The 19372-nt window shown below is 68.6% G+C and carries 12 protein-coding genes and 1 tRNA gene; 10 read left to right on the top strand and 3 right to left on the bottom strand.

The features are described from left to right. Window positions 1–162: 162 nt before the first annotated feature. Window positions 163–238: transfer RNA gene (locus BM355_RS03400), tRNA-Lys, on the bottom strand. 129 nt (window positions 239–367) lie between these two features. Then, window positions 368–838, bottom strand: a complete 471-nt coding sequence (locus BM355_RS03395) for a hypothetical protein (protein WP_091694551.1) — start codon at window positions 836–838, stop codon at window positions 368–370. A 186-nt stretch (window positions 839–1024) separates the two neighbouring features. Between BM355_RS03395 and ilvD the strand changes: the two genes are divergently transcribed. The 10 genes from ilvD to BM355_RS03345 all read left to right on the top strand — a co-directional run bounded on the left by ilvD (window position 1025) and on the right by BM355_RS03345 (window position 16996). Beyond that, a complete protein-coding gene (gene ilvD, locus BM355_RS03390; RefSeq protein ID WP_091695330.1) occupies window positions 1025–2761 on the top strand; it encodes a dihydroxy-acid dehydratase in 1737 nt (578 codons plus the stop codon). A 391-nt stretch (window positions 2762–3152) separates the two neighbouring features. Continuing rightward, window positions 3153–5024 carry an acetolactate synthase large subunit gene (locus BM355_RS03385; RefSeq protein ID WP_091694548.1) on the top strand — a complete coding sequence of 624 codons (1872 nt, stop codon included), beginning with the start codon at window positions 3153–3155 and terminating at the stop codon, window positions 5022–5024. 3 nt (window positions 5025–5027) lie between these two features. Next, window positions 5028–5540: an acetolactate synthase small subunit gene (gene ilvN / locus BM355_RS03380; RefSeq protein WP_091694543.1), complete on the top strand. Its 513-nt coding sequence runs from the start codon at window positions 5028–5030 to the stop codon at window positions 5538–5540. A 56-nt stretch (window positions 5541–5596) separates the two neighbouring features. Beyond that, complete coding sequence (gene ilvC, locus BM355_RS03375; RefSeq protein WP_091694540.1) at window positions 5597–6625, top strand: ketol-acid reductoisomerase; 1029 nt, start codon at window positions 5597–5599, stop codon at window positions 6623–6625. A 175-nt stretch (window positions 6626–6800) separates the two neighbouring features. Further along, window positions 6801–8423: a phosphoglycerate dehydrogenase gene (gene serA / locus BM355_RS03370; protein WP_091694538.1), complete on the top strand. Its 1623-nt coding sequence runs from the start codon at window positions 6801–6803 to the stop codon at window positions 8421–8423. Between the two features lie 125 nt (window positions 8424–8548). After that, window positions 8549–10159: a methionine--tRNA ligase gene (gene metG / locus BM355_RS03365; protein ID WP_091694535.1), complete on the top strand. Its 1611-nt coding sequence runs from the start codon at window positions 8549–8551 to the stop codon at window positions 10157–10159. A 102-nt stretch (window positions 10160–10261) separates the two neighbouring features. After that, on the top strand, window positions 10262–11380 hold the full coding sequence (locus BM355_RS03360; protein WP_091695327.1) for a 3-isopropylmalate dehydrogenase: 1119 nt from the start codon (window positions 10262–10264) through the stop codon (window positions 11378–11380). Between the two features lie 179 nt (window positions 11381–11559). Next, a complete protein-coding gene (locus BM355_RS03355) occupies window positions 11560–12663 on the top strand; it encodes a branched-chain amino acid aminotransferase (protein ID WP_091694532.1) in 1104 nt (367 codons plus the stop codon). Between the two features lie 104 nt (window positions 12664–12767). Continuing rightward, complete coding sequence (locus BM355_RS03350; RefSeq protein ID WP_091694527.1) at window positions 12768–13562, top strand: fumarylacetoacetate hydrolase family protein; 795 nt, start codon at window positions 12768–12770, stop codon at window positions 13560–13562. A gap of 8 nt (window positions 13563–13570) precedes the next feature. After that, the gene (locus tag BM355_RS03345; RefSeq protein ID WP_091694522.1) at window positions 13571–16996 is read left to right on the top strand and encodes a glycosyltransferase; all 3426 of its coding nucleotides are present in this window, start codon (window positions 13571–13573) and stop codon (window positions 16994–16996) included. On the opposite strand, the gene BM355_RS03340 is transcribed toward BM355_RS03345, so the two are convergent. Further along, on the bottom strand, window positions 16957–19266 hold the full coding sequence (locus BM355_RS03340) for a polysaccharide pyruvyl transferase family protein (RefSeq protein ID WP_091694519.1): 2310 nt from the start codon (window positions 19264–19266) through the stop codon (window positions 16957–16959). The two genes, BM355_RS03345 and BM355_RS03340, sit on opposite strands and share 40 nt — an antisense overlap. Window positions 19267–19372 lie beyond the last annotated feature (106 nt).

Here is a 19372-nt window from a genome sequence, read left to right as displayed (position 1 = left end):
GACCCAGCCGGGCCGACGGGCGGTGATGTTCCCCACATCTGAGGACATCCTGTCACGGATGAGTGGGCGGAGACTAGCGCCGGGTGGGAACAGTGGGTGAAGCTGGGGTGAAGCACGAACGGCACCCGGACCGTCAGGTCTGGATGCCGTGTGGTGAAGCCGTGGTGCGCCCCCCGGGACTCGAACCCGGAACCCATTGATTAAGAGTCAATTGCTCTGCCAGTTGAGCTAGAGGCGCAGTGTTCTCCAGACCGTTTCCGGTCTGTGCAACGAGGAAAAACTGTACCAGAGCATCTCAGCGACCGCCAATCCGCTGGATGCGATCTCGGTCACCCCTAGGTGGGCTCGAGGAGGACGGCTCCGGTGGTCATTCCGGGGTCTCGGAGTAGAAGGCGTCCAAAGTGTCCATGAAATGCCCCATGAACTGGTGGAAGTCCTCTGAGTCATCCGCCTGGTCCAGCACCACGAAGCCCTCCTCGTGGTCACGAGCGGCGCCGACGGGGACGGCGGGAGTCGGCGAGACCTCGAACCAGGTGCGATATCCGGTGACCGTCTCCACCTGGTACCCGTGGCCCGTGTCCGCGAGGGTGGCGACGTTGGTGAGCGCGACGCTGGCCAGCGGAGCTGACGGCGGTGCTGCACCACAGGATTCCTGCCCGGCGGCTGACGCCACATCCACGGGGCACAGCAGCAGCTCGAGCGGCTGACGTCGGTAGCCGATGACCAGCGCCGGACCGGAGCCGGACGGCTGACCGTAGACCAGGTTGTAGTCGCCGTGATTGAGCACCTGGGTGTCGAAGACCCGGCGCAGCGCACGTTTCAGGTCCCCGCTGTCCATGCCCAGTATTTTAGGGAACGTTGTGATGCGGATCTCCTGGACAGGCCGGACTCCGCTGAGAGCGGACGGCGGCGGCGCGGTCCATCGGTCCGCTGGGAGACCGGGAGGCTGTCGTCGTGCCTCTGTCCGCGTCATGCACCAGTCACTCTGGTCGGCCGGACGGAGCTCGGATCTAGGATGGGCGCCATGACCAGCTCCACCGCAGACTCCGGCACCGCCGACGCCACTCAGCCCTCGATCGACATCAAGCCGCGCTCACGCCAGGTGACGGACGGCATGGAGCGAGCCCCCGCTCGCGGCATGCTCCGCGCTGTGGGCATGGGCGACGACGACTTCGCCAAGCCGCAGATCGGCATCGCCAGCTCGTGGAACGAGATCACTCCCTGCAACCTCTCCCTGGACCGCCTGGCGCAGGCATCCAAGGACGGCGTCCATGCCGGAGGCGGATACCCCCTCGAGTTCGGGACCATCTCCGTCTCGGACGGCATCTCCATGGGTCACGATGGCATGCACTTCTCTCTGGTCTCCCGAGAGATCATCGCCGACTCGGTGGAGACGGTGATGCAGGCCGAGCGACTGGACGGGTCCGTCCTGCTCGCCGGCTGCGACAAGTCCCTGCCCGGCATGCTCATGGCGGCTGCGCGCCTTGACCTGGCCAGCGTCTTCGTCTACGCCGGAACGATCATGCCCGGCTATGCCCAGCTCGAGGACGGGACCACCAAGGAGGTCACGCTCATCGATGCCTTCGAGGCGGTCGGCGCCTGCGCTCGCGGATTGATGAGCGAGAAGGATCTGGATGCGATCGAGCGGGCCATCTGCCCCGGAGAAGGTGCCTGCGGCGGCATGTACACCGCCAACACGATGGCCTGCATCGGTGAGGCCCTCGGGATGTCCCTGCCCGGCTCTGCCGCTCCGCCCTCGGCTGACCGTCGCCGCGACGCCTTCTCCCGCCGATCGGGCGAGGCCGTGGTGAACCTGCTTCGACTGGGCATCACCTCCCGAGACATCCTGACCAAGAAGGCCTTCGAGAACGCGATCGCGGTGACGATGGCCTTCGGCGGCTCCTCCAACGCCGTCCTGCACCTGCTGGCCATCGCCCGTGAGGCCGAGGTGGACCTGACGCTGGAGGACTTCAACCGGATCGGGGACAAGGTCCCGCACCTGGGCAACCTCAAGCCTTTCGGCGAGTACGTCATGTTCGATGTCGACCAGGTCGGCGGCGTCCCGGTCATCATGAAGGCGCTGCTGGACGCCGGACTGATCCACGGGGATGCACTGACCGTCACCGGCAAGACCGTGGCGGAGAACCTGGCCGAGATCGATCCTCCCGCCCTGGACGGCAAGGTCCTGCGCCAGTTGGACAACCCGATGCACCACAACGGAGGCATCGCCGTGCTGCACGGCTCGCTGGCCCCTGAGGGTGCCGTGGTGAAGTCGGCCGGCTTCGATGCCGAGGTCTTCGAAGGAACGGCCCGCGTGTTCGAGCGGGAGCGCCACGCCATGGACGCTCTGGAGGCCGGAGAGCTGCAGGCCGGTGACGTGGTGGTCATCCGGTACGAGGGCCCCAAGGGTGGTCCCGGCATGCGCGAGATGCTGGCCATCACCGGTGCCATCAAGGGCGCTGGCCTGGGCAAGGACGTGCTCCTGCTGACGGACGGACGATTCTCCGGCGGCACCACCGGTCTGTGCATCGGCCATATCGCTCCCGAGGCGGCCGACGGCGGCCCGATCGCCTTCGTCCGTGACGGGGATCGGATCCGGGTGGACATCGCCGCCCGCACCATCGACCTGCTGGTCGACGAGTCGGAGCTGGCCGGACGCCGTGAGGGCTGGCAGCCGATGGCGGCCAAGTTCACCACCGGCGTGCTCGGCAAGTACGCCAAGCTGGTCCATTCTGCCGCTGAGGGCGCCTACTGCGGGTGACCCCAGGACGGCGTGTGGGTCCACCCGCACGCCGTCCACCAGGTGGACATGCGTCTCACTATGCGAGACGCGCGGTGGGGTGATTGACACTCGGTGCGCACGCTCAGGAATACTGGATCCATGTTCAGCACCGGATGCTCCCGACGCATCGTCGTTATCCAGCGCGTGGCCTGAGGAATCCTCAGTCCGGCGGGTGAGCCCGCCGCCACGCGCCCACCCCCGAGCAGGCCGACCGGCCGTCGTCGGGGGTTTTCTGTTGGACCGCAGTGCAGGTCGACCACCCGGTCGGCCTGGGCCGCACAGCATGCACCGCCGCCAGGCGGCCGGACCGGGGAACACCCGGTCGGACCCAGGTACATCACACGTACATCTGAAGTCGAGGGCAGAGCACATGAGCACAGGAGCACGCATCACCCCCTCGGTGATGCCCGCGCATCCGTCCCGAGAGAACCGGTCCAGGTCAGAGGCGTCGACCGACAGCCTGGTCCCGGGGCCCAACCGCGTCTTCGAGCCGACGCCGATGACCGGTTCGCAGGCCATCGTCCGTTCCCTGGAGGAACTGGGCGTCACCGACGTCTTCGGTCTGCCCGGCGGAGCCATTCTGCCGACCTATGACCCGCTGATGGACTCCAGCCAGATCCGTCACGTGCTGGTCCGTCACGAACAGGGTGCCGGGCATGCCGCCCAGGGCTACTACCTGGTGACCGGACGGCCGGGGGTGGCGATCGCCACCTCCGGACCCGGAGCCACCAATCTGGTGACCGCGATCGCCGATGCCCACATGGACTCCGAAGCCGTGGTCTTCATCACCGGCCAGGTCTCCTCGGCCGTGATCGGCACCGACGCCTTCCAGGAGGCGGACATCGTGGGCATCACCATGCCCATCACCAAGCATTCGCGCCTGGTCACCCGCGCTGAGGACATCCCGCAGGCGCTGGCCGAGGCATTCCACATCGCCACCACCGGTCGGCCCGGTCCGGTGCTGATCGACATCTCCAAGGACGCCCAGCAGGGCAGCATGGACTTCTCGTGGCCGCCGAAGATCGACCTGCCGGGTTACCGCACCGTGGTGCGCGGCCATTCGAAGCAGGTGCGTGAGGCCGCACGGCTGATCCAGCAGTCTCAGCGACCCGTGCTCTATGTAGGCGGCGGAGTCTCGCGGGGACATGCCAGCCAGGAGCTGATGGAGCTGGCCGAGGCCACGGGGGCGCCCGTGGTCACCACGCTGACGGCACGTGGCGTGTTCCCGGATTCGCATCGCCAGCACCTGGGCATGCCCGGCATGCACGGGTCTGTCGGGGCAGTGACCGCACTGCAGATGTCAGACCTGCTCATCACCCTGGGTGCACGCTTCGACGACCGCGTGACCGGACAGCTGGACAGCTTCGCTCCGGGGGCCAAGGTCATCCACGCCGACATCGATCCGGCGGAGATCTCCAAGAACCGGTCCGCTGACGTGCCGATCGTGGGCTCGGTCAAGGAGATCATCCCCGAACTGACCGGCGCCGTGCGGGAGAGCCAGGAGGAGGACGGACCGGTCGACCTCTCCGACTGGTGGAAGGTGCTGGACAGCATCACTGAGACCTACCCCATGGGCTTCACCGCGCCGGACGACGGTCTCATGGCCCCCCAGAAGGTCATCGAGAAGCTCTACGAGCATTCCGGACCCGAGGCCGTGTACGTGGCCGGCGTGGGGCAGCACCAGATGTGGGCCAGCCAGTTCGTCGGCTACGAACGCCCCCACCAGTGGCTGAACTCGGCCGGACTGGGCACCATGGGCTTCTCGGTCCCGGCGGCGATGGGCGCCCAGGTGGGCAACCCGGACCGCACCGTCTGGGCGATCGACGGCGACGGCTGCTTCCAGATGACCAACCAGGAGCTGGCCACCTGCGTGATCAACCAGATCCCGATCAAGGTCGCCATCATCAACAACTCCTCCTTGGGCATGGTCCGTCAGTGGCAGACGCTCTTCTATGAGTCCCGCTACTCCAACACCGACCTGAACACCGGTCACGACACCGTGCGCATCCCCGACTTCGTCAAGCTGGCCGAGGCCTATGGCTGCGCGGGTCTGCGCTGTGAGCGCGAGGAGGACCTGGACGCGGTGATCGAACAGGCCCTGGCCATCAACGACCGGCCCGTGGTGATCGACTTCGTGGTCTCGCGGGACTCGATGGTCTGGCCGATGGTGCCGGCCGGCGTCAGCAACGACGACATCCAGGTCGCCCGCGACATCTCACCGGACTGGAACGAGGAGGACTGAGCCATGGCACGACACACACTGTCCGTCCTGGTGGAGGACGTCCCGGGCGTGCTGACCAGGGTCTCCTCCCTGTTCGCCCGCCGGGCGTTCAACATCCATTCCCTGGCCGTGGGGCCCACCGAACTGCAGGGCGTCTCCCGCATCACCGTGGTGGTGGACGCCGAAGGCGACCTGCTCGAGCAGGTCACCAAGCAGCTGAACAAGCTGATCAACGTGATCAAGATCGTGGAGCTGGCGCCGGAGGCCTCCGTCCAGCGGGACCACCTGCTGGTCAAGGTCCGCTCCGATGCCGGAACCCGCTCCCAGGTGGTCCAGGCCGTCGAGCTGTTCCGTGCCGCGGTGGTGGACGTCTCCACGGACTCGGTGACCATCGAGGCCACCGGTGCGGCGGACAAGCTGACCGCGCTGCTGGAGGTCCTGGAGCCCTTCGGCATCCGCGAGCTCGTCCGTTCGGGCACCATCGCCGTGGCGCGCGGCGGTAAGTCCATGACCGACCGTGCCATCCACAAGTCCTGACCCCAGACCTCTGACCCCCTGAACCTGAAGAACACCTCACCGCAAGGAGAACCGCTGTGACCAAGAAGTACTACGAGGACGACGCCGACCTCTCGATCATCCAGGGCCGCACCGTCGCCGTCATCGGCTACGGCTCCCAGGGCCACGCCCACTCGCTGAGCCTGCGCGACTCGGGCGTGGATGTGCGCATCGGCCTGGCCGAGGGCTCGAAGTCCCGTGCCAAGGCTGAGGCCGAGGGCCTGCGTGTGGTCACCGTGGCAGAGGCTGCCGCCGAGGCCGACCTGATCATGATCCTCACCCCGGACCAGGTCCAGGCCGAGGTCTACAAGGAGCACATCGCCCCGAACCTGCAGGACGGGGACGCCCTGTTCTTCGCCCACGGCTTCAACATCCGCTACGGCTTCATCCAGCCGCCGGCCGGTGTGGACGTGGCCCTGGTGGCCCCGAAGGGCCCCGGTCACGTGGTCCGCCGCGAGTTCGAGGCCGGCCGTGGCGTGCCGGCGCTGATCGCCGTGGAGCAGGACGCCTCCGGTCAGGCCAAGGATCTCGCCCTGGCCTACGCCAAGGGTGTGGGCGGCACCCGTGCGGGCGTCATCGAGACCACCTTCACCGAGGAGACCGAGACCGACCTGTTCGGTGAGCAGGCTGTGCTCTGCGGCGGTGCCTCCCAGCTGATCCAGTACGGCTTCGAGACCCTGACCGAGGCCGGCTACCAGCCCGAGATCGCCTACTTCGAGGTGCTGCACGAGCTGAAGCTGATCGTGGACCTGATGGTCGAGGGCGGCATCGCCAAGCAGCGCTGGTCCGTCTCCGACACCGCCGAGTACGGCGACTACGTCTCCGGCCCCCGCGTGATCGACGAGCGCGTCAAGGAGAACATGAAGGCCGTGCTGGCCGACATCCAGGACGGCACCTTCGCCAAGCGCTTCATGGACGACCAGGCCGCCGGGGCGCCGGAGTTCTCGAAGCTGCGCGCCGCCGGCGAGGCCCACCCGATCGAGAAGACCGGCCGGGAACTGCGCCAGATGTTCTCCTGGCTGAAGGACTCGGACGACGACTACACCGAGGGCACTGCAGCGCGCTGATCCGCGTGAGCTCCCCAGGTGCCCCGCTGCGGCCTGCGCGGCGGGGCACCTGGGGACTCCCGACGACGTCGCACCCGGTGGGGTCCAGCGTCACGTTCGCTGCCCCGGCGGGTGAGGCGTCGTCGTCGTCATAGAATTCAACTCGCCCGGCCGACATCTGCTCCGGCCACCCTCCATGACCCCCGAAGGTGGAATCCCTGTGTCAGCAACCAAGCCCGTCGTCCTGATCGCCGAAGAGCTCTCCCCAGCCACGGTCGAGGCCCTGGGGCCGGACTTCGAGATCCGCCAGACCGACGGAGCGGACCGAGCGAAGCTGCTGGCGCAGCTGCCGGAGGCCGATGCCGTGCTGATCCGCTCGGCCACGAAGATGGATCAGGAGGCGATCGCCGCCGCGTCCCGCCTCAAGGTCATCGCTCGGGCCGGCGTGGGCCTGGACAACGTGGACACCAAGGCCGCCACCCAGGCCGGCGTCATGGTGGTCAACGCCCCCACCTCCAACATCCTCTCGGCCGCTGAGCTGACCTGCGGTCACATCCTGGGCGTGGCCCGCAACATCGCCCCGGCCAACCGCGCCCTGAAGGCGGGGGAGTGGAAGCGCTCCAAGTACTCCGGCGTGGAGCTCTACGAGAAGAAGCTGGGCATCATCGGACTGGGACGGATCGGCACCCTGGTGGCCGAGCGCATGAAGTCCTTCGGCATGGAGATCCTGGCGTACGACCCCTTCGTCACCTCGGCCCGTGCGGCGCAGATCGGCGCGCAGCTGGTGGAGCTGGACGAGCTGCTGGCCCAGGCCGACTTCATCACCATCCACATGCCCAAGACCCCCGAGACGGTCGGCATGATCTCGGATGCGCAGTTCGAGACGATGAAGGACACCGCCTACGTGATCAACGTGGCCCGCGGCGGGCTGATCGACGAGGACGCCCTGGCCCGCGCCCTGGAGTCCGGTGCGATCGGCGGAGCCGCGATCGACGTCTTCTCCACCGAGCCCGCCACCGACCTGGACTTCTTCGCGTACGACAACGCCGTGGTCACTCCGCACCTGGGCGCCTCCACCGCCGAGGCGCAGGAGAAGGCCGGCATCTCGGTGGCCAAGTCCGTGCGGCTGGCCCTGGCCGGCGAGCTGGTGCCGGACGCGGTCAACGTGGCCGGTGGCGTGATCCACCCTGACGTGCGCCCTGGCATCCCCCTGGCCGAGAAGCTGGGCCGGATCCTCACGGCGCTCACCGCCGGAGACTCGCTCACGGCCGTGGAACTGGTGGTGGCCGGAGAGATCGCCGACAAGGACGTCAAGTCCCTGCAGCTGGCCGCCCTGAAGGGCCTGTTCACCGACGTGGTCTCCGACCAGGTCTCCTATGTCAACGCTCCGGTCCTGGCCGAACAGCGGGGCATCGAGACCCGGTTGACCACCACCCCCGAGTCCCCGGCCTACCGCAACACCGTCACCCTCAAGGGGGCCACCTCGGACGGCACCCAGGTCTCGGTCTCCGGCACGCTGACCGGGCCCAAGCAGATCCAGAAGGTCGTGGGGATCGACGGCTACGACCTCGAGGTCACCATGGCCGAGCACCTGCTGGTGTTCCGCTACACCGACCGTCCCGGCGTGATCGGCACGATTGGCCAGGTCCTGGGCGAGCAGGGCGTGAACATCGCCGGCATGGACGTCTCCCGTCAGGTGGAGGGCGGCGAGGCCATGGCCATCCTCACCCTGGACGCCACCCTGCCCGCCGGGGTGGCTCAGCAGGTCGGTGAGGCCATCGGTGCGGCCAAGGTGGCCGGCATCGACCTGGAGGACTGACGGCCCTGCCGCTGACGCGGGATCGGCACTGACCTCGGCCTGTCACCTGCCTGCTCAGGTGACAGGCCGTCGTCGTGCTGGGCCACAGGAGGCGACCGCCGGTGGGAGTGCGATATGTTTCTGCGGTGACCTCCTCTGCGCCGTACTACCTGACCACCGCCATCCACTACCCCAACGGGGAGCCGCACATCGGCCATGCCTACGAGATGGTGGGCACCGATGCGATGGCCCGGTTCCAGCGGCTGGACGGACGAGACGTGTTCTTCCTGACCGGGACGGACGAGCACGGTCAGAAGATGGCCCAGACCGCCGAGCGGGAGGGCATCACCCCGATGGAGCTGGCCACGCGCAACGCGGCGGCCTTCCAGCGGATGGACGATGAGGTGCTGGACGTCTCCTACGACCGCTTCATCCGCACCACCGACCAGGACCACCATGCCGCCAGCCAGGAGATCTGGCGCCGGATGGAGGCCAACGGGGACATTTACCTGGATCGCTATGCGGGGTGGTACTCCGTGCGTGACGAGCGCTTCTTCACCGAGGAGGAGACCGAGGTCCGCGAGGACGGTCAGCGCTGTGCCGTGGAGACCGGCACCGAGGTGACCTGGACCGAGGAGGAGAGCTGGTTCTTCCGCCTGTCCCAGTACCAGGAGCGGCTGCTGGAGCTCTACCGCACCCGTCCGGACTTCGCCGCGCCGCAGTACCGCTTCAACGAGGTCATCCGCTTCGTGGAGTCCGGACTGGAGGACCTGTCCATCTCCCGCACCTCCTTCGACTGGGGGATCGACGTCCCCGTGCCGGCCACCGGCGAAGCGCCCTCTGCCGACCATGTGATGTACGTATGGGTGGACGCCCTGACGAACTACCTCACCGGCGCTGGGTTCCCGGACGAGCAGTCCGAGCAGTTCCAGCGGTACTGGCCGGCCGATCTGCACGTGATCGGCAAGGACATCTCCCGCTTCCACTGTGTCTTCTGGCCCGCCTTCCTGATGAGCGCCGGCATCGAGCTGCCGCGGCGAGTGATGATCCACGGCTTCCTGAACAACAACGGGGAGAAGATGTCCAAGTCGCTGGGCAATGTGGTGGCCCCGGCCGACTGGGTGGCCCGCTACGGCCTGGATGCCGTGCGCTTCTTCCTGCTGCGCGAGTTCCCCTTCGGAGCGGACGGCTCCTACAGCCATGAGGCCGTGGTGGGCCGCAAGAACGCCGACCTGGCCAACAACCTGGGCAACCTGGCGCAGCGGTCGCTGTCCATGGTGGCCAAGAACCTGGACGGGAAGGTCCCCACACCCGGCGAGCTGACTGATCCCGACCGTGCGGTGCTGGACCAGGCCGCGCAGCTGCTGGAGATCTCCCGCGCGGCGTACGCCGAACAGGACTTCCACCATGCGCTGGAGCGGACCTGGGGGTTCTTGGGCGACGTCAACGCGTACTTCGCCGAGCAGCAGCCCTGGGTGCTGCGCAAGACCGACCCGGAGCGGATGGCCACCGTGCTGTACGTGACCCTGGAGGCGGTGCGGCGGGTCGTGCTGCTGGTGCAGCCGGTCATGCCCGCCTCGGCCACCCGCCTGCTCGATCTGCTGGGTGTGGATGCCGGGGGAGATGCCGGACGCACCGCTGCCTCCGGGACCGGGCCGCGCTCGTTCGCCGCCTGGGACGACGCCCTGGTGCCGGGCAGCGAGCTTCCGGCCCCGTCCGGCGTCTTCCCGCGCCATGAGGACCCCGCCGAGGCCTGATCCCGGCTCGGCCCTTGCCCCGCGATCGGCCAGGAGTCCACATCGTGGACACTGAGACCACATGCTGGAACGGTGGCGGAGGGCGGGTCTACGATCACCGTCATGGTGAGCACTCCTGAGACCTCTGCCCCTGTCAGCCCTGCCGGTGCAGCGTCGGCGCAGCCCGGTCCGCTGTCCATCGCCGTGATCGGCGGGGACGGCATCGGCCCGGAGGTCACGGCGGAGGCGCTGAAGGTGCTGCTGGCGGCCACGGAGGCCGCGGGGGACCCGGAGGTCACCACCACAGACTTCCAGCTCGGGGCAGACCACTGGCTCCAGACCCGGGAGACCCTCTCCGAGCAGACCCTGGAGCAGCTGCGCGGCTACGACGCCATCCTGTTCGGTGCCGTGGGCGCGGCCCCGAACGACACCAGGATCCCCTCCGGTCTGATCGAGCGTGAGCTGCTGCTGAAGCTGCGCTTCAGCCTGGACCACGCCGCCAACCTGCGCCCGGCCAAGCTCTACCCCGGAGTGCCCAGCCCGTTGGCCGATCCCGGCGAGATCGACTTCGTGGTGGTCCGCGAAGGCACCGAAGGGCCCTATGTGGGCAACGGCGGCGCCCTGCGCACCGGGACCCCCCAGGAGATCGCCACCGAGGTCTCGGTGAACACCGCGCACGGCGTGGAACGCGTGGTGCGCCACGCCTTCGAGCGCGCCCAGCAGCGGCCTCGCCGCCACGTCACCCTGGTGCACAAGCACAATGTCCTGGTCCACGCCGGTCACCTGTGGCGTCGGACGGTGGAGCAGGTCGCCGCTGAGTTCCCCGAGGTCACGCACGACTATCTGCATGTGGACGCCGCCACCATCTTCATGACCACCGATCCGGCCCGGTTCGACGTGATCGTCACCGACAACCTGTTCGGGGACATCCTCACCGACCTCGCCGCCGCCGTGACCGGAGGGATCGGCCTGGCCGCCTCCGGCAACCTGAACATCTCCGGCACCGGTCCCTCCATGTTCGAGCCGGTCCACGGTTCGGCTCCGGACATCGCCGGGCAGCAGAAGGCCGACCCCACGGCGGCCATCCTCTCGGGCGCGCTGCTGCTCGAGCAGGCCGGTCGCACCGAGGCGGCCCGCCGGATCGAGGAGGCGGTCCACGCGGACATCGCCGAGCGCTCGAACGGCTCGTCGCGCAGCACCGGGCAGATCGGCGACGCGATCGCCGCCAGCGTGACCGGCTGATCCCCAGGCCCCCGGGGTCGCCCACAGCACGTGATCAAGATCACCTGCGCTGTGACGGCCACCTATGATGGTCAGGACCGTGGCGCCCTGACAGGGACCCTGCTGACGCCTCGGCGGACCGTCCCACCCCGACCCACCGGTCGTCCGGTGCGACCCGTGACCAGAGAAAGGCACCTTCCGTGACCACCGACTTCGCCGTCCATCCCCACCCCGCACCGCTCTCCGACGCAGAGCGGGAGCAGATCCTGGCTGACCCCGGCTTCGGCGACCACTTCACGGACCACATGGTCTCGATCGACTGGACCAGGGACGCCGACGGCGCAGGTGGCGCCGGAGGCAGCTGGCATGAAGCCCGCATCGAGCCCTTCGGGCCCATCCAGATGTCGCCTGCCGCGGCGGTGCTGCACTACGCCCAGGAGATCTTCGAGGGGCTGAAGGCCTACCGCCACGAGGACGGTTCGGTCTGGACCTTCCGTCCCCAGGCCAACGCCGCACGGCTGAACCAGTCGGCCCGGCGTCTGGCCCTGCCGGAGCTGCCGGAGGAGATGTTCCTGGAGTCGCTGCGCCTGCTCGTCTCCACCGATCAGGCGTGGGTGCCCTCCGGCGACGGTCAGGCCCTGTACCTGCGCCCGTTCATGTACGCCTCGGAGAGCTTCCTGGGCGTGCGTCCGTCCCGCCAGGTGGCCTACAAGGTCATCGCCTCACCCGCCGGCAACTACTTCGGCGGCGAGCTCAAGCCGGTCTCGATCTGGGTCTCCCGGGACTACGCCCGTGCCGGTCACGGCGGCACCGGGGCGGCCAAGTGCGGCGGGAACTACGCGGCCTCGCTCGCCCCTCAGCTGCAGGCCGCGGCCCACGGCTGCGACCAGGTGCTCTTCCTGGACCCCACGCGGGACAACGCTGTCGAGGAGCTCGGCGGGATGAACGTGTTCTTCGTGTTCCGGGACGGCCGCATCGTCACTCCCGCCCTCACCGGCACCATCCTGGAGGGTGTGACGCGCCGCTCAGTCATCCGGCTGGCACAGGACCGCGGACTGGACGTCCAGGAGCGCACCATCACCCTGGACGAGTGGCGCGAGGGCGTGGCCAGCGGGGAGATCACCGAGGTGTTCGCCTGCGGCACCGCTGCGGTCATCACCCCCATCGGGCGCCTGTTCGACGGTGAGGACGTCATCGAGTCCGCCGGTGGCAGCGACGTCACCCTGGACATCCGCCGTGAGCTGCTGGAGCTGCAGACCGGACGCGGCGAGGACCGCCACGGCTGGCTCTATCGTCTGGCCTGACCGGCGCGCAGCGCCGGCTGATGACCCCAGGGCCTCCCGACGCCGGCCCGCTCACCTCGAGCGGCCGACGTCGGGACCTCTTTCACCTCCGTAGGATGGTGCCCATGCGCATTGCCCGATTCGTCGTTGACGCTGAACCTCAGTACGGACTCGTGGAGGGGGAGGCCGACGCACCCCTGGAGGAGCTGACGGTCACCGCCCTGCACGGGGATCCGTTCTTCCAGGGCGTCCAGCCCACCTCGCGCACCCATGCGCTGGAGGAGGTGCGCCTGGTCGCACCGATCATCCCGCGCTCCAAGGTGGTGGGGATCGGCCGGAACTGGGCCGAGCACGCCGCCGAGCTGGGCAACGAGGTGCCCTCCCGGCCCATGATGTTCCTCAAGCCCAACACCTCGGTGGTGGGTCCCGGCGAGCCGGTGACCCTGCCCAGCTGGTCCGAGGAGATCTCCTACGAGGCCGAGCTGGCCGTGGTGATCGGGACGATCTGCAAGGACGTTCCGCGCGAACGGGTGGACGATGTGGTGTTCGGGTACACGGTGGCCAATGACCTCACCGCCCGTGATGCCCAGCGCGGTGACGGCCAGTGGGCGCGGGCCAAGGGCTTCGACGGCGCCTGCCCGCTGGGTCCCTGGATCGAGACCGGACTGAAGGTCGCGGACACCGAGGACCTGCGCATCACCACCCATCTGGACGGCGAGCTGGTCCAGGACGGCACCACGGCGGACATGGTGTTCGGTGTGGCTGAGCTGGTCTCCACGGTCTCAGAGGCCTTCACGCTGCTGCCGGGGGACGTCATCCTCACCGGGACCCCCGCCGGGGTCGGGCTGGTTCGGGAGGGACAGCGCGTGGAGTGCTCCGTGGACGCGATCGGCTCGCTGGCCACCGTCTTCAGGAGCTGACCGCACCGATGCAGACTGAACGGGTGGAGGGTCCGGTGGCACTGCCGGGGGTGACCGGCGACGTGCTGGACGAGGGTCAGTGGACTGCGGGGCGACGGGACTCGATCGAACTCGAGCACCAGGACGGTGCTGCCCTCGTGCTGCATCATCTGCGGTCGGAGGAGGACCTCCTCGTCCATCGCGGCACCCAGTCCGACCTCACCACACTGACCACGCGGGTCCCCGAGCGTGGCGCAGCTGAGCTGCTCAGCATCGACCTCTCGGCACGGCCCGGCCCAGAGCAGGCAGCCACCCTGGAGGTGGCGGTCGTGGAGTTCGACGGCACCGGAGCGCCCCTGCGCACCACTCATCACGGACCGGGGGGTCCGCATCTGCACCTTTTCGGAGCGGACTGCACGCACTACCTGGTGGCGTTGAGGCTGCGCGGTGTCGGCTCCGTGCAGCTGCGGCACCTGCGGGTCCAGTCCCACGCCGGCAGGACGTTGCGGGAGATCACCGGAAGCGGGTCCATCCGGACACTGCAGGGGCCGGTCCGGCTGCACAATATGCATGGTGAGGTGGCCGAGGGGCAGTGGACCCCGGGACGCCGTCACGTCTTCTCCCTGGAGACTCGGGACCGCTCGCTCTCGGTGATCCACCACAGTGAGGACCAGGCCGACTACCTCATCCACCGGGGGAGCATGGCCGACTTCGCGGAGCTGACGACCTCGGTGCCGGGTCTGGGCTCCACCCGGATGCTCAGCATCGATCTGGCGGTGCGCTCCGATCCGGGGTCGGCGGCCAAGGTGACGGTGGCGGTGCTGGAGTTCGACAGTTCCGGAACCAAGACGGAGGTAACGTTCCACGGTGTCGGAGGACCCCGACTGCATGCGCTGCGACCGGACTCGACCCACGCCCTGATCGCCCTCCGAGTGATGGGCAGGGGTGCCCTGCAGCTGCGCCACCTGCGCGTGCAGCGCCATGACACCGAGGTGTTGCCCGTCGATCGGGCCTGGATGGCCGAGCGCGCACGGACTCCGCTGCCCGACGCCGTGCGCCGTGCGCTGTTGAGCGCCGCTCGAGCGCTGCCCACCACCAGTGGATCACGGCGTCACGCCCCCCGCGACCGTGCGATCGGGCTGATCGGAGACGACCGCGCCCAGGAGCTGTTCGACGGCTCGGTGCGCCGCATCGACCGCATCCGCCCGGGACATGTCTGGCCCGAGGAGTCCGAGTCGATGCCGGACCTGGTGGTGTGGGTCGCCGGGCGGGTGCACGAGTCCTCGCTGTGGCAGGATGACCAGCTCACGGAGGTGCTTCAGACCGCCCGAGACCGCGGCTGCCCCACGGTGTACCTGGACACCACCGGGACAGGACTGGCTAAGACGGGCCCTTGGATCCACGTCGACCACCTCTTCTCGGCAGACCCCCACCAGCAGACCAGCGGTGAGGCCGACCTGCCGCAGGGCAGGGTGCATGACCTGCCGTTCGCGGTGAATCCCCGGGTGGCGCATCCCATCGGCACCTTCCGATCGGTGGGCAACGGAGTCCTCCATGACGGAGGTCGACCGGCAGAGGAACGTCGTGCCCAGGACCTGGAGATGGTGCTGGACAGTGTGGTCGACTCCGGGGTTGACCTGATGGTGGTCGATCCGCATCTGAACGACACAGAACGTGCTCTGCCCGGGCGCTTCCGGTCGCTGTCCCTGGGCCCGATGGATCGAGCGGACACCCGAGCCCTGCGCAAGCTCTTCCGGCACCACGTGGCCGGGGGGACGGCGAGGCTGGGCGGCAGTCTGTGGGATGGCGACACCGCCGAGCTGCAGGCTCAGGGACTCTCGGTCCTCTCCACCTTCTCCAGCACCGTCTTCCACGCCCTTCCGGACGTGAGGTCAGTCACTGTCCCGGAGGACCTGGGTGAGCTGGACGGACCGATCACCCCGGTGGAGCTCGGAGCCCGCCTCGATGGGATCCGCAGGGCGCTGAGCGGGCATACGGTGTTCGACCTCGTCGACCACATTCTGAGCACCGTCGGTCTGGAGCCGGGGCAGGACAATGCCCGCGTCCTGGTCCTGGCCGACGACGTCGAGCAGGCACGCCCCTCCGTGCAACGCCAGACGCATCAGGATCTGATCCTCCGAGCACGGGCTGACTTCCAGGACGCCACAGCACTGGACGAGTTCTGCCGTGCCGAGTCGATCGCGTACCTGGCCCCGTGGTCTTCGGCCACCCACTACGGCGAGCACTATCTGCAGGACCGGCTCAACGCCTTCAGCTTCGCGGACTGTGACTACGTCACCCAGCTGGTGGATGCCGCCGACTGGCAGCTGGGCGAGCACCCGGTCCACGAGTACACCGAGACCTGCGGAGTTCCGGAGCACACCGTGTTCTCCCTGGCCCGGCAGCCGGCTTCTCAGTGGTGGGCCGTGCAGGACGGGGAAGAGCTCCTGGACGGATACGCCGCTGACCCCTACCAGGTGGACTGGCCCGTGGGACGACGCTTTGCGGTCGCGCCGAACCAGGACGCCGGGGGAGCACCCCGGCTGACCGTGGTCGTCCCGGTGTTCGACAACGGCCGCTACCTGCTCTCAGTCTCCCTGCCCAGTCTGCGTCGCCACCGGATGTGGCCGCAGATGGAGGTCGCCCTGGTGGACGATGGCTCGAGTGACCCTGAGACGGTGGAGATCTGCGAGTCGCTGGCAAGGGAATGCTCGAACATCAGCCTTCACCGGTTCGACGACGGGGGCAGTGGCAGCGCCTCGCGGCCACGCAACCAGGGCGCGCGTGCGGCCACCACGGACCTGGTGGCGTTCCTGGACCCGGACAACGAGATCAGCCCGGGCGGCTACGACCGGCTGGTGGAGACCTATGAGGAGCTGAACGCCTCCGGCAGCTCGGTGCAGTTCGTCGGGGGATACCAGGTCAAGGTGGACGAGCGGTCCCAGGTGATGGGCCGCCATGCGAAGGGGGTGCGGGTCCCGGAGGACATCCGCGCAGAGTTCTTCCACCGGGGTCGTTTCCCCCTGATCTCGACTCAGGCCGCGGTGATGGACCGAACGCTGTTCACGGAACGGGGTCTGGACTTCGTGGAGGGTGCCATCGGTGAAGACACCCTGTTCGGGTGGGAGGTCGTGCTGACAGCGGATCGGGTCGCGTTCACCGATCGGGCACATCTGCTCTACTACTCCGGCCGGGACGGGTCAGTGACGAATGTCCTGGACGAGTCCTTCTTCCGCAAGCATCTGATCCTCGAACGGGCGAGGGTCCAGCGGCTTCGGGAGTATGGGCTGTACCGGCGGTACGTGGACCAGCACCTCGAGCACTACCTGGAGAACTGGTATCGGCCGCGACTGGACCGTGTCCGAGATCAGGACCAGGCCGCCTGCCGGGCCATCCTGGCGGAGATCGAGAACCTCTACCGCACAGCTGAGGAGTCACCGCCGTCCACTGTCTGAGCGGGGACCGCCTGCAGCTGTCCGGCCGAGGCCATCGGCCGTGTCCCGGTGGTGCTCACCGGCGTGGCGTCCACCAGCCGCAGGATGCTGGTCGTCGCAGCAGGCCAACCGGCGGAATGGAACCCGGTCCGCTCGGCCCGGAGGCGGAAACTCACGTGCTCGGCCGTGCCGGCATGCAGCGGCAGCCGGATGCGGACCGGATCGGCGCTCAAGGACAGGTCCTGGCTCCACCGGATGCCGCAGGCCTCCAGCTCGGCGATCACCACACTGGTGGCCCGGGAGTTGGTCCACTCGTTCTCCAGCTCCAGCTCCACAGCGTGCGGCCCCGCACCCGGGACCGTCAGTCGACCGGTCCAGCTGACAGAGTCCCCAGGCCGGGGCCGATCGGTGTTCAGGCAGATCCGCAGTTCGGCGGCAGTCGCCCGGTGCCGGTCCCTGCCCAGTTCAGCCGAACTCTGCACCCCGGTGGCGGTGAAGCGCATCCCGGAGAACGCGGCCGTCAGATCAGCGGGTCTGGCGGCACCAGCCGCTCGGTCAGCCGTGGCCCTGAGGGCTGACAGATGACTGGTGTCCGGCCGCTCAGCCGCGGCGACCTGCTCGGCGCTGCGATCCAACGACTGACGAGCACGGCTCTCCAGGCCCTGGATGATCGCCCGGGTGCTCTCAGGCAATCCGTGGCGCTGTGCCGCGTGGATGCGGTCGAGGACCTCGTCGCCCGTGGTGAGCAGCGGAAGACAGAACTCACTGCGGTCGACCTCCTCGAAGTGCCGCCTGACCTTGGGGTCGTAGTCCAGGCCCACCACCGGCACGCCCAGCCGATGGGCCAGCAGCGCAGCGTGGAGCCGCATCGACACGAGCACGTCCAGATGCCGGTAGACACCCATCAGTTCGCTCAGTGAGGGACGGTGGGGGAGCTCGACTCGACGTACTCGTTCGGGCAGCCGGTCCACGACGGTGCGGATCACCTGCTGGTCGCGCTCGGGCCCCTGTTGGAACGGCACGGAGACCACCGCCAGGGGAGTCAGCTCCGCCAGCTGGGCCAACGCATCCACCACGGCCTCCACCACCGTGTCGAGCTCGTCACGATCCCAGGCCCGCAGGTTCAGGCCGACGACCGTGTGAGTGGCCCGCAGCCCGGCCAGCGTCTGCAGCGTGGCGCTGTCCTCCGTCGGGTCCTCGAGCGGCTCCGGCGAGGACAGGTCGAGGGCGTACACCACGTCCGGAGCGGTGGTGATCCGTGCAGCCGCCAGAGGGAGCGAGGTCAGCAGTTCGGCGGACTCGCTGTCTCGCACGGTGATCGAACTGGCCTGCACGGCCAGCAGTCGGACGCTGCCCCGCGCGGCCTGGCTGGTGAGCGGTCCGGCACCCATGCCGATCACATGGAAGGGCCGTCCCAGGATGCGGGCCATCATCGGAAGGATGCCGTATCCGGCCACAGACATCTTCGCCCCGGTGAAGAAGCTGAGCAGCTCGCCGGACCGCTCAAACGAGTAGTCGTGCCAGAGCCCGCCGCCGCCCAGCACCACGGCTGCCGCGGTGCGCACCTGGTGGGCCGCAGCCTCGTGGTCGTGGCGAGTGAAGGCCTGCAGTCCGTGGGCGCGTTCGGCCGCCCACCGGTTCTCCGCAGCCACAGTGACCTGCACGGAGGCGTCGGCGCGGTGGAGAGCCTGGACGATCGAGGTCAGGATGAGCTCATCGCCCAGGTTCCCGGAGCCGTAGTAGCCACTGACGATCACCTTCTTCGCCCGCGGCAGGATCGGCTCGAGCACATCCTCTCCCTGCAGACGGTGGAGGGAACCCAGCGCCTCCGTCCACAGCTGGAGCCATCCCTGGTCGGCAGCGGCCCCCTGGCCCACCTCGTGGTGCAGCACCTGGGCACGAGTCTGTCCGCCCAGTGTGGTCTTCACCCCTCCCGACGACGACACCTCCAGTCCCAGCACCACGTAGCCGCGCGCTCGGAACACGTCAGCGTCAGCCGGCCGCAGGAACCCTGCGCCGCCGGCATCGATGATCACCTGCGGCAGCACCCTCTCCACCAGCGGGACCAGCCGATCCAGGGCGACCGTGGTGCCGTCGGGGCCGAGCAGTCGATGGCCGTCCAGATCCAGGTCGACGACATGGTGTCCCAGATCGCGCAGGGCGGGGACGGCCGACTCCGGAAGCTCTTCCGGCCCTGGCCGGGTGAGGACCAGGATCCGCCAGAAGCGATCGCTGTCCGAGCGCTCGCGGTCGTCGAGGCGGCTGTGACCTGCATGAGTCGAGTGCGGCATCTGCAGTGGTCGATCCCTTCCTGATCTGAGCCCGCTCGAACGGCGGGTCCCCGCCAGTATCCCAGAGGCCGCTTCGGCCGGTCGCCGGACCTGCATCGGCGGATAG

It is taken from the genome of Micrococcus terreus (genome assembly GCF_900116905.1).
Taxonomy (GTDB): Bacteria; Actinomycetota; Actinomycetes; order Actinomycetales; family Micrococcaceae; genus Citricoccus; species Citricoccus terreus.
This window is presented reverse-complemented; position numbering and strand designations above follow the sequence as displayed.

Bases quoted from the DNA above. Each gene is read 5' to 3' on its own strand.
- BM355_RS03395 (WP_091694551.1), bottom strand. From the start codon at position 838: ATGGACAGCGGGGACCTGAAACGTGCGCTGCGCCGGGTCTTCGACACC.
- ilvD (WP_091695330.1), top strand. From the start codon at position 1,025: ATGACCAGCTCCACCGCAGACTCCGGCACCGCCGACGCCACTCAGCCC.
- BM355_RS03385 (WP_091694548.1), top strand. From the start codon at position 3,153: ATGAGCACAGGAGCACGCATCACCCCCTCGGTGATGCCCGCGCATCCG.
- ilvN (WP_091694543.1), top strand. From the start codon at position 5,028: ATGGCACGACACACACTGTCCGTCCTGGTGGAGGACGTCCCGGGCGTG.
- serA (WP_091694538.1), top strand. From the start codon at position 6,801: ATGACCCCCGAAGGTGGAATCCCTGTGTCAGCAACCAAGCCCGTCGTC.
- BM355_RS03360 (WP_091695327.1), top strand. From the start codon at position 10,262: ATGGTGAGCACTCCTGAGACCTCTGCCCCTGTCAGCCCTGCCGGTGCA.
- BM355_RS03350 (WP_091694527.1), top strand. From the start codon at position 12,768: ATGCGCATTGCCCGATTCGTCGTTGACGCTGAACCTCAGTACGGACTC.
- BM355_RS03345 (WP_091694522.1), top strand. From the start codon at position 13,571: ATGCAGACTGAACGGGTGGAGGGTCCGGTGGCACTGCCGGGGGTGACC.
- BM355_RS03340 (WP_091694519.1), bottom strand. From the start codon at position 19,266: ATGCCGCACTCGACTCATGCAGGTCACAGCCGCCTCGACGACCGCGAG.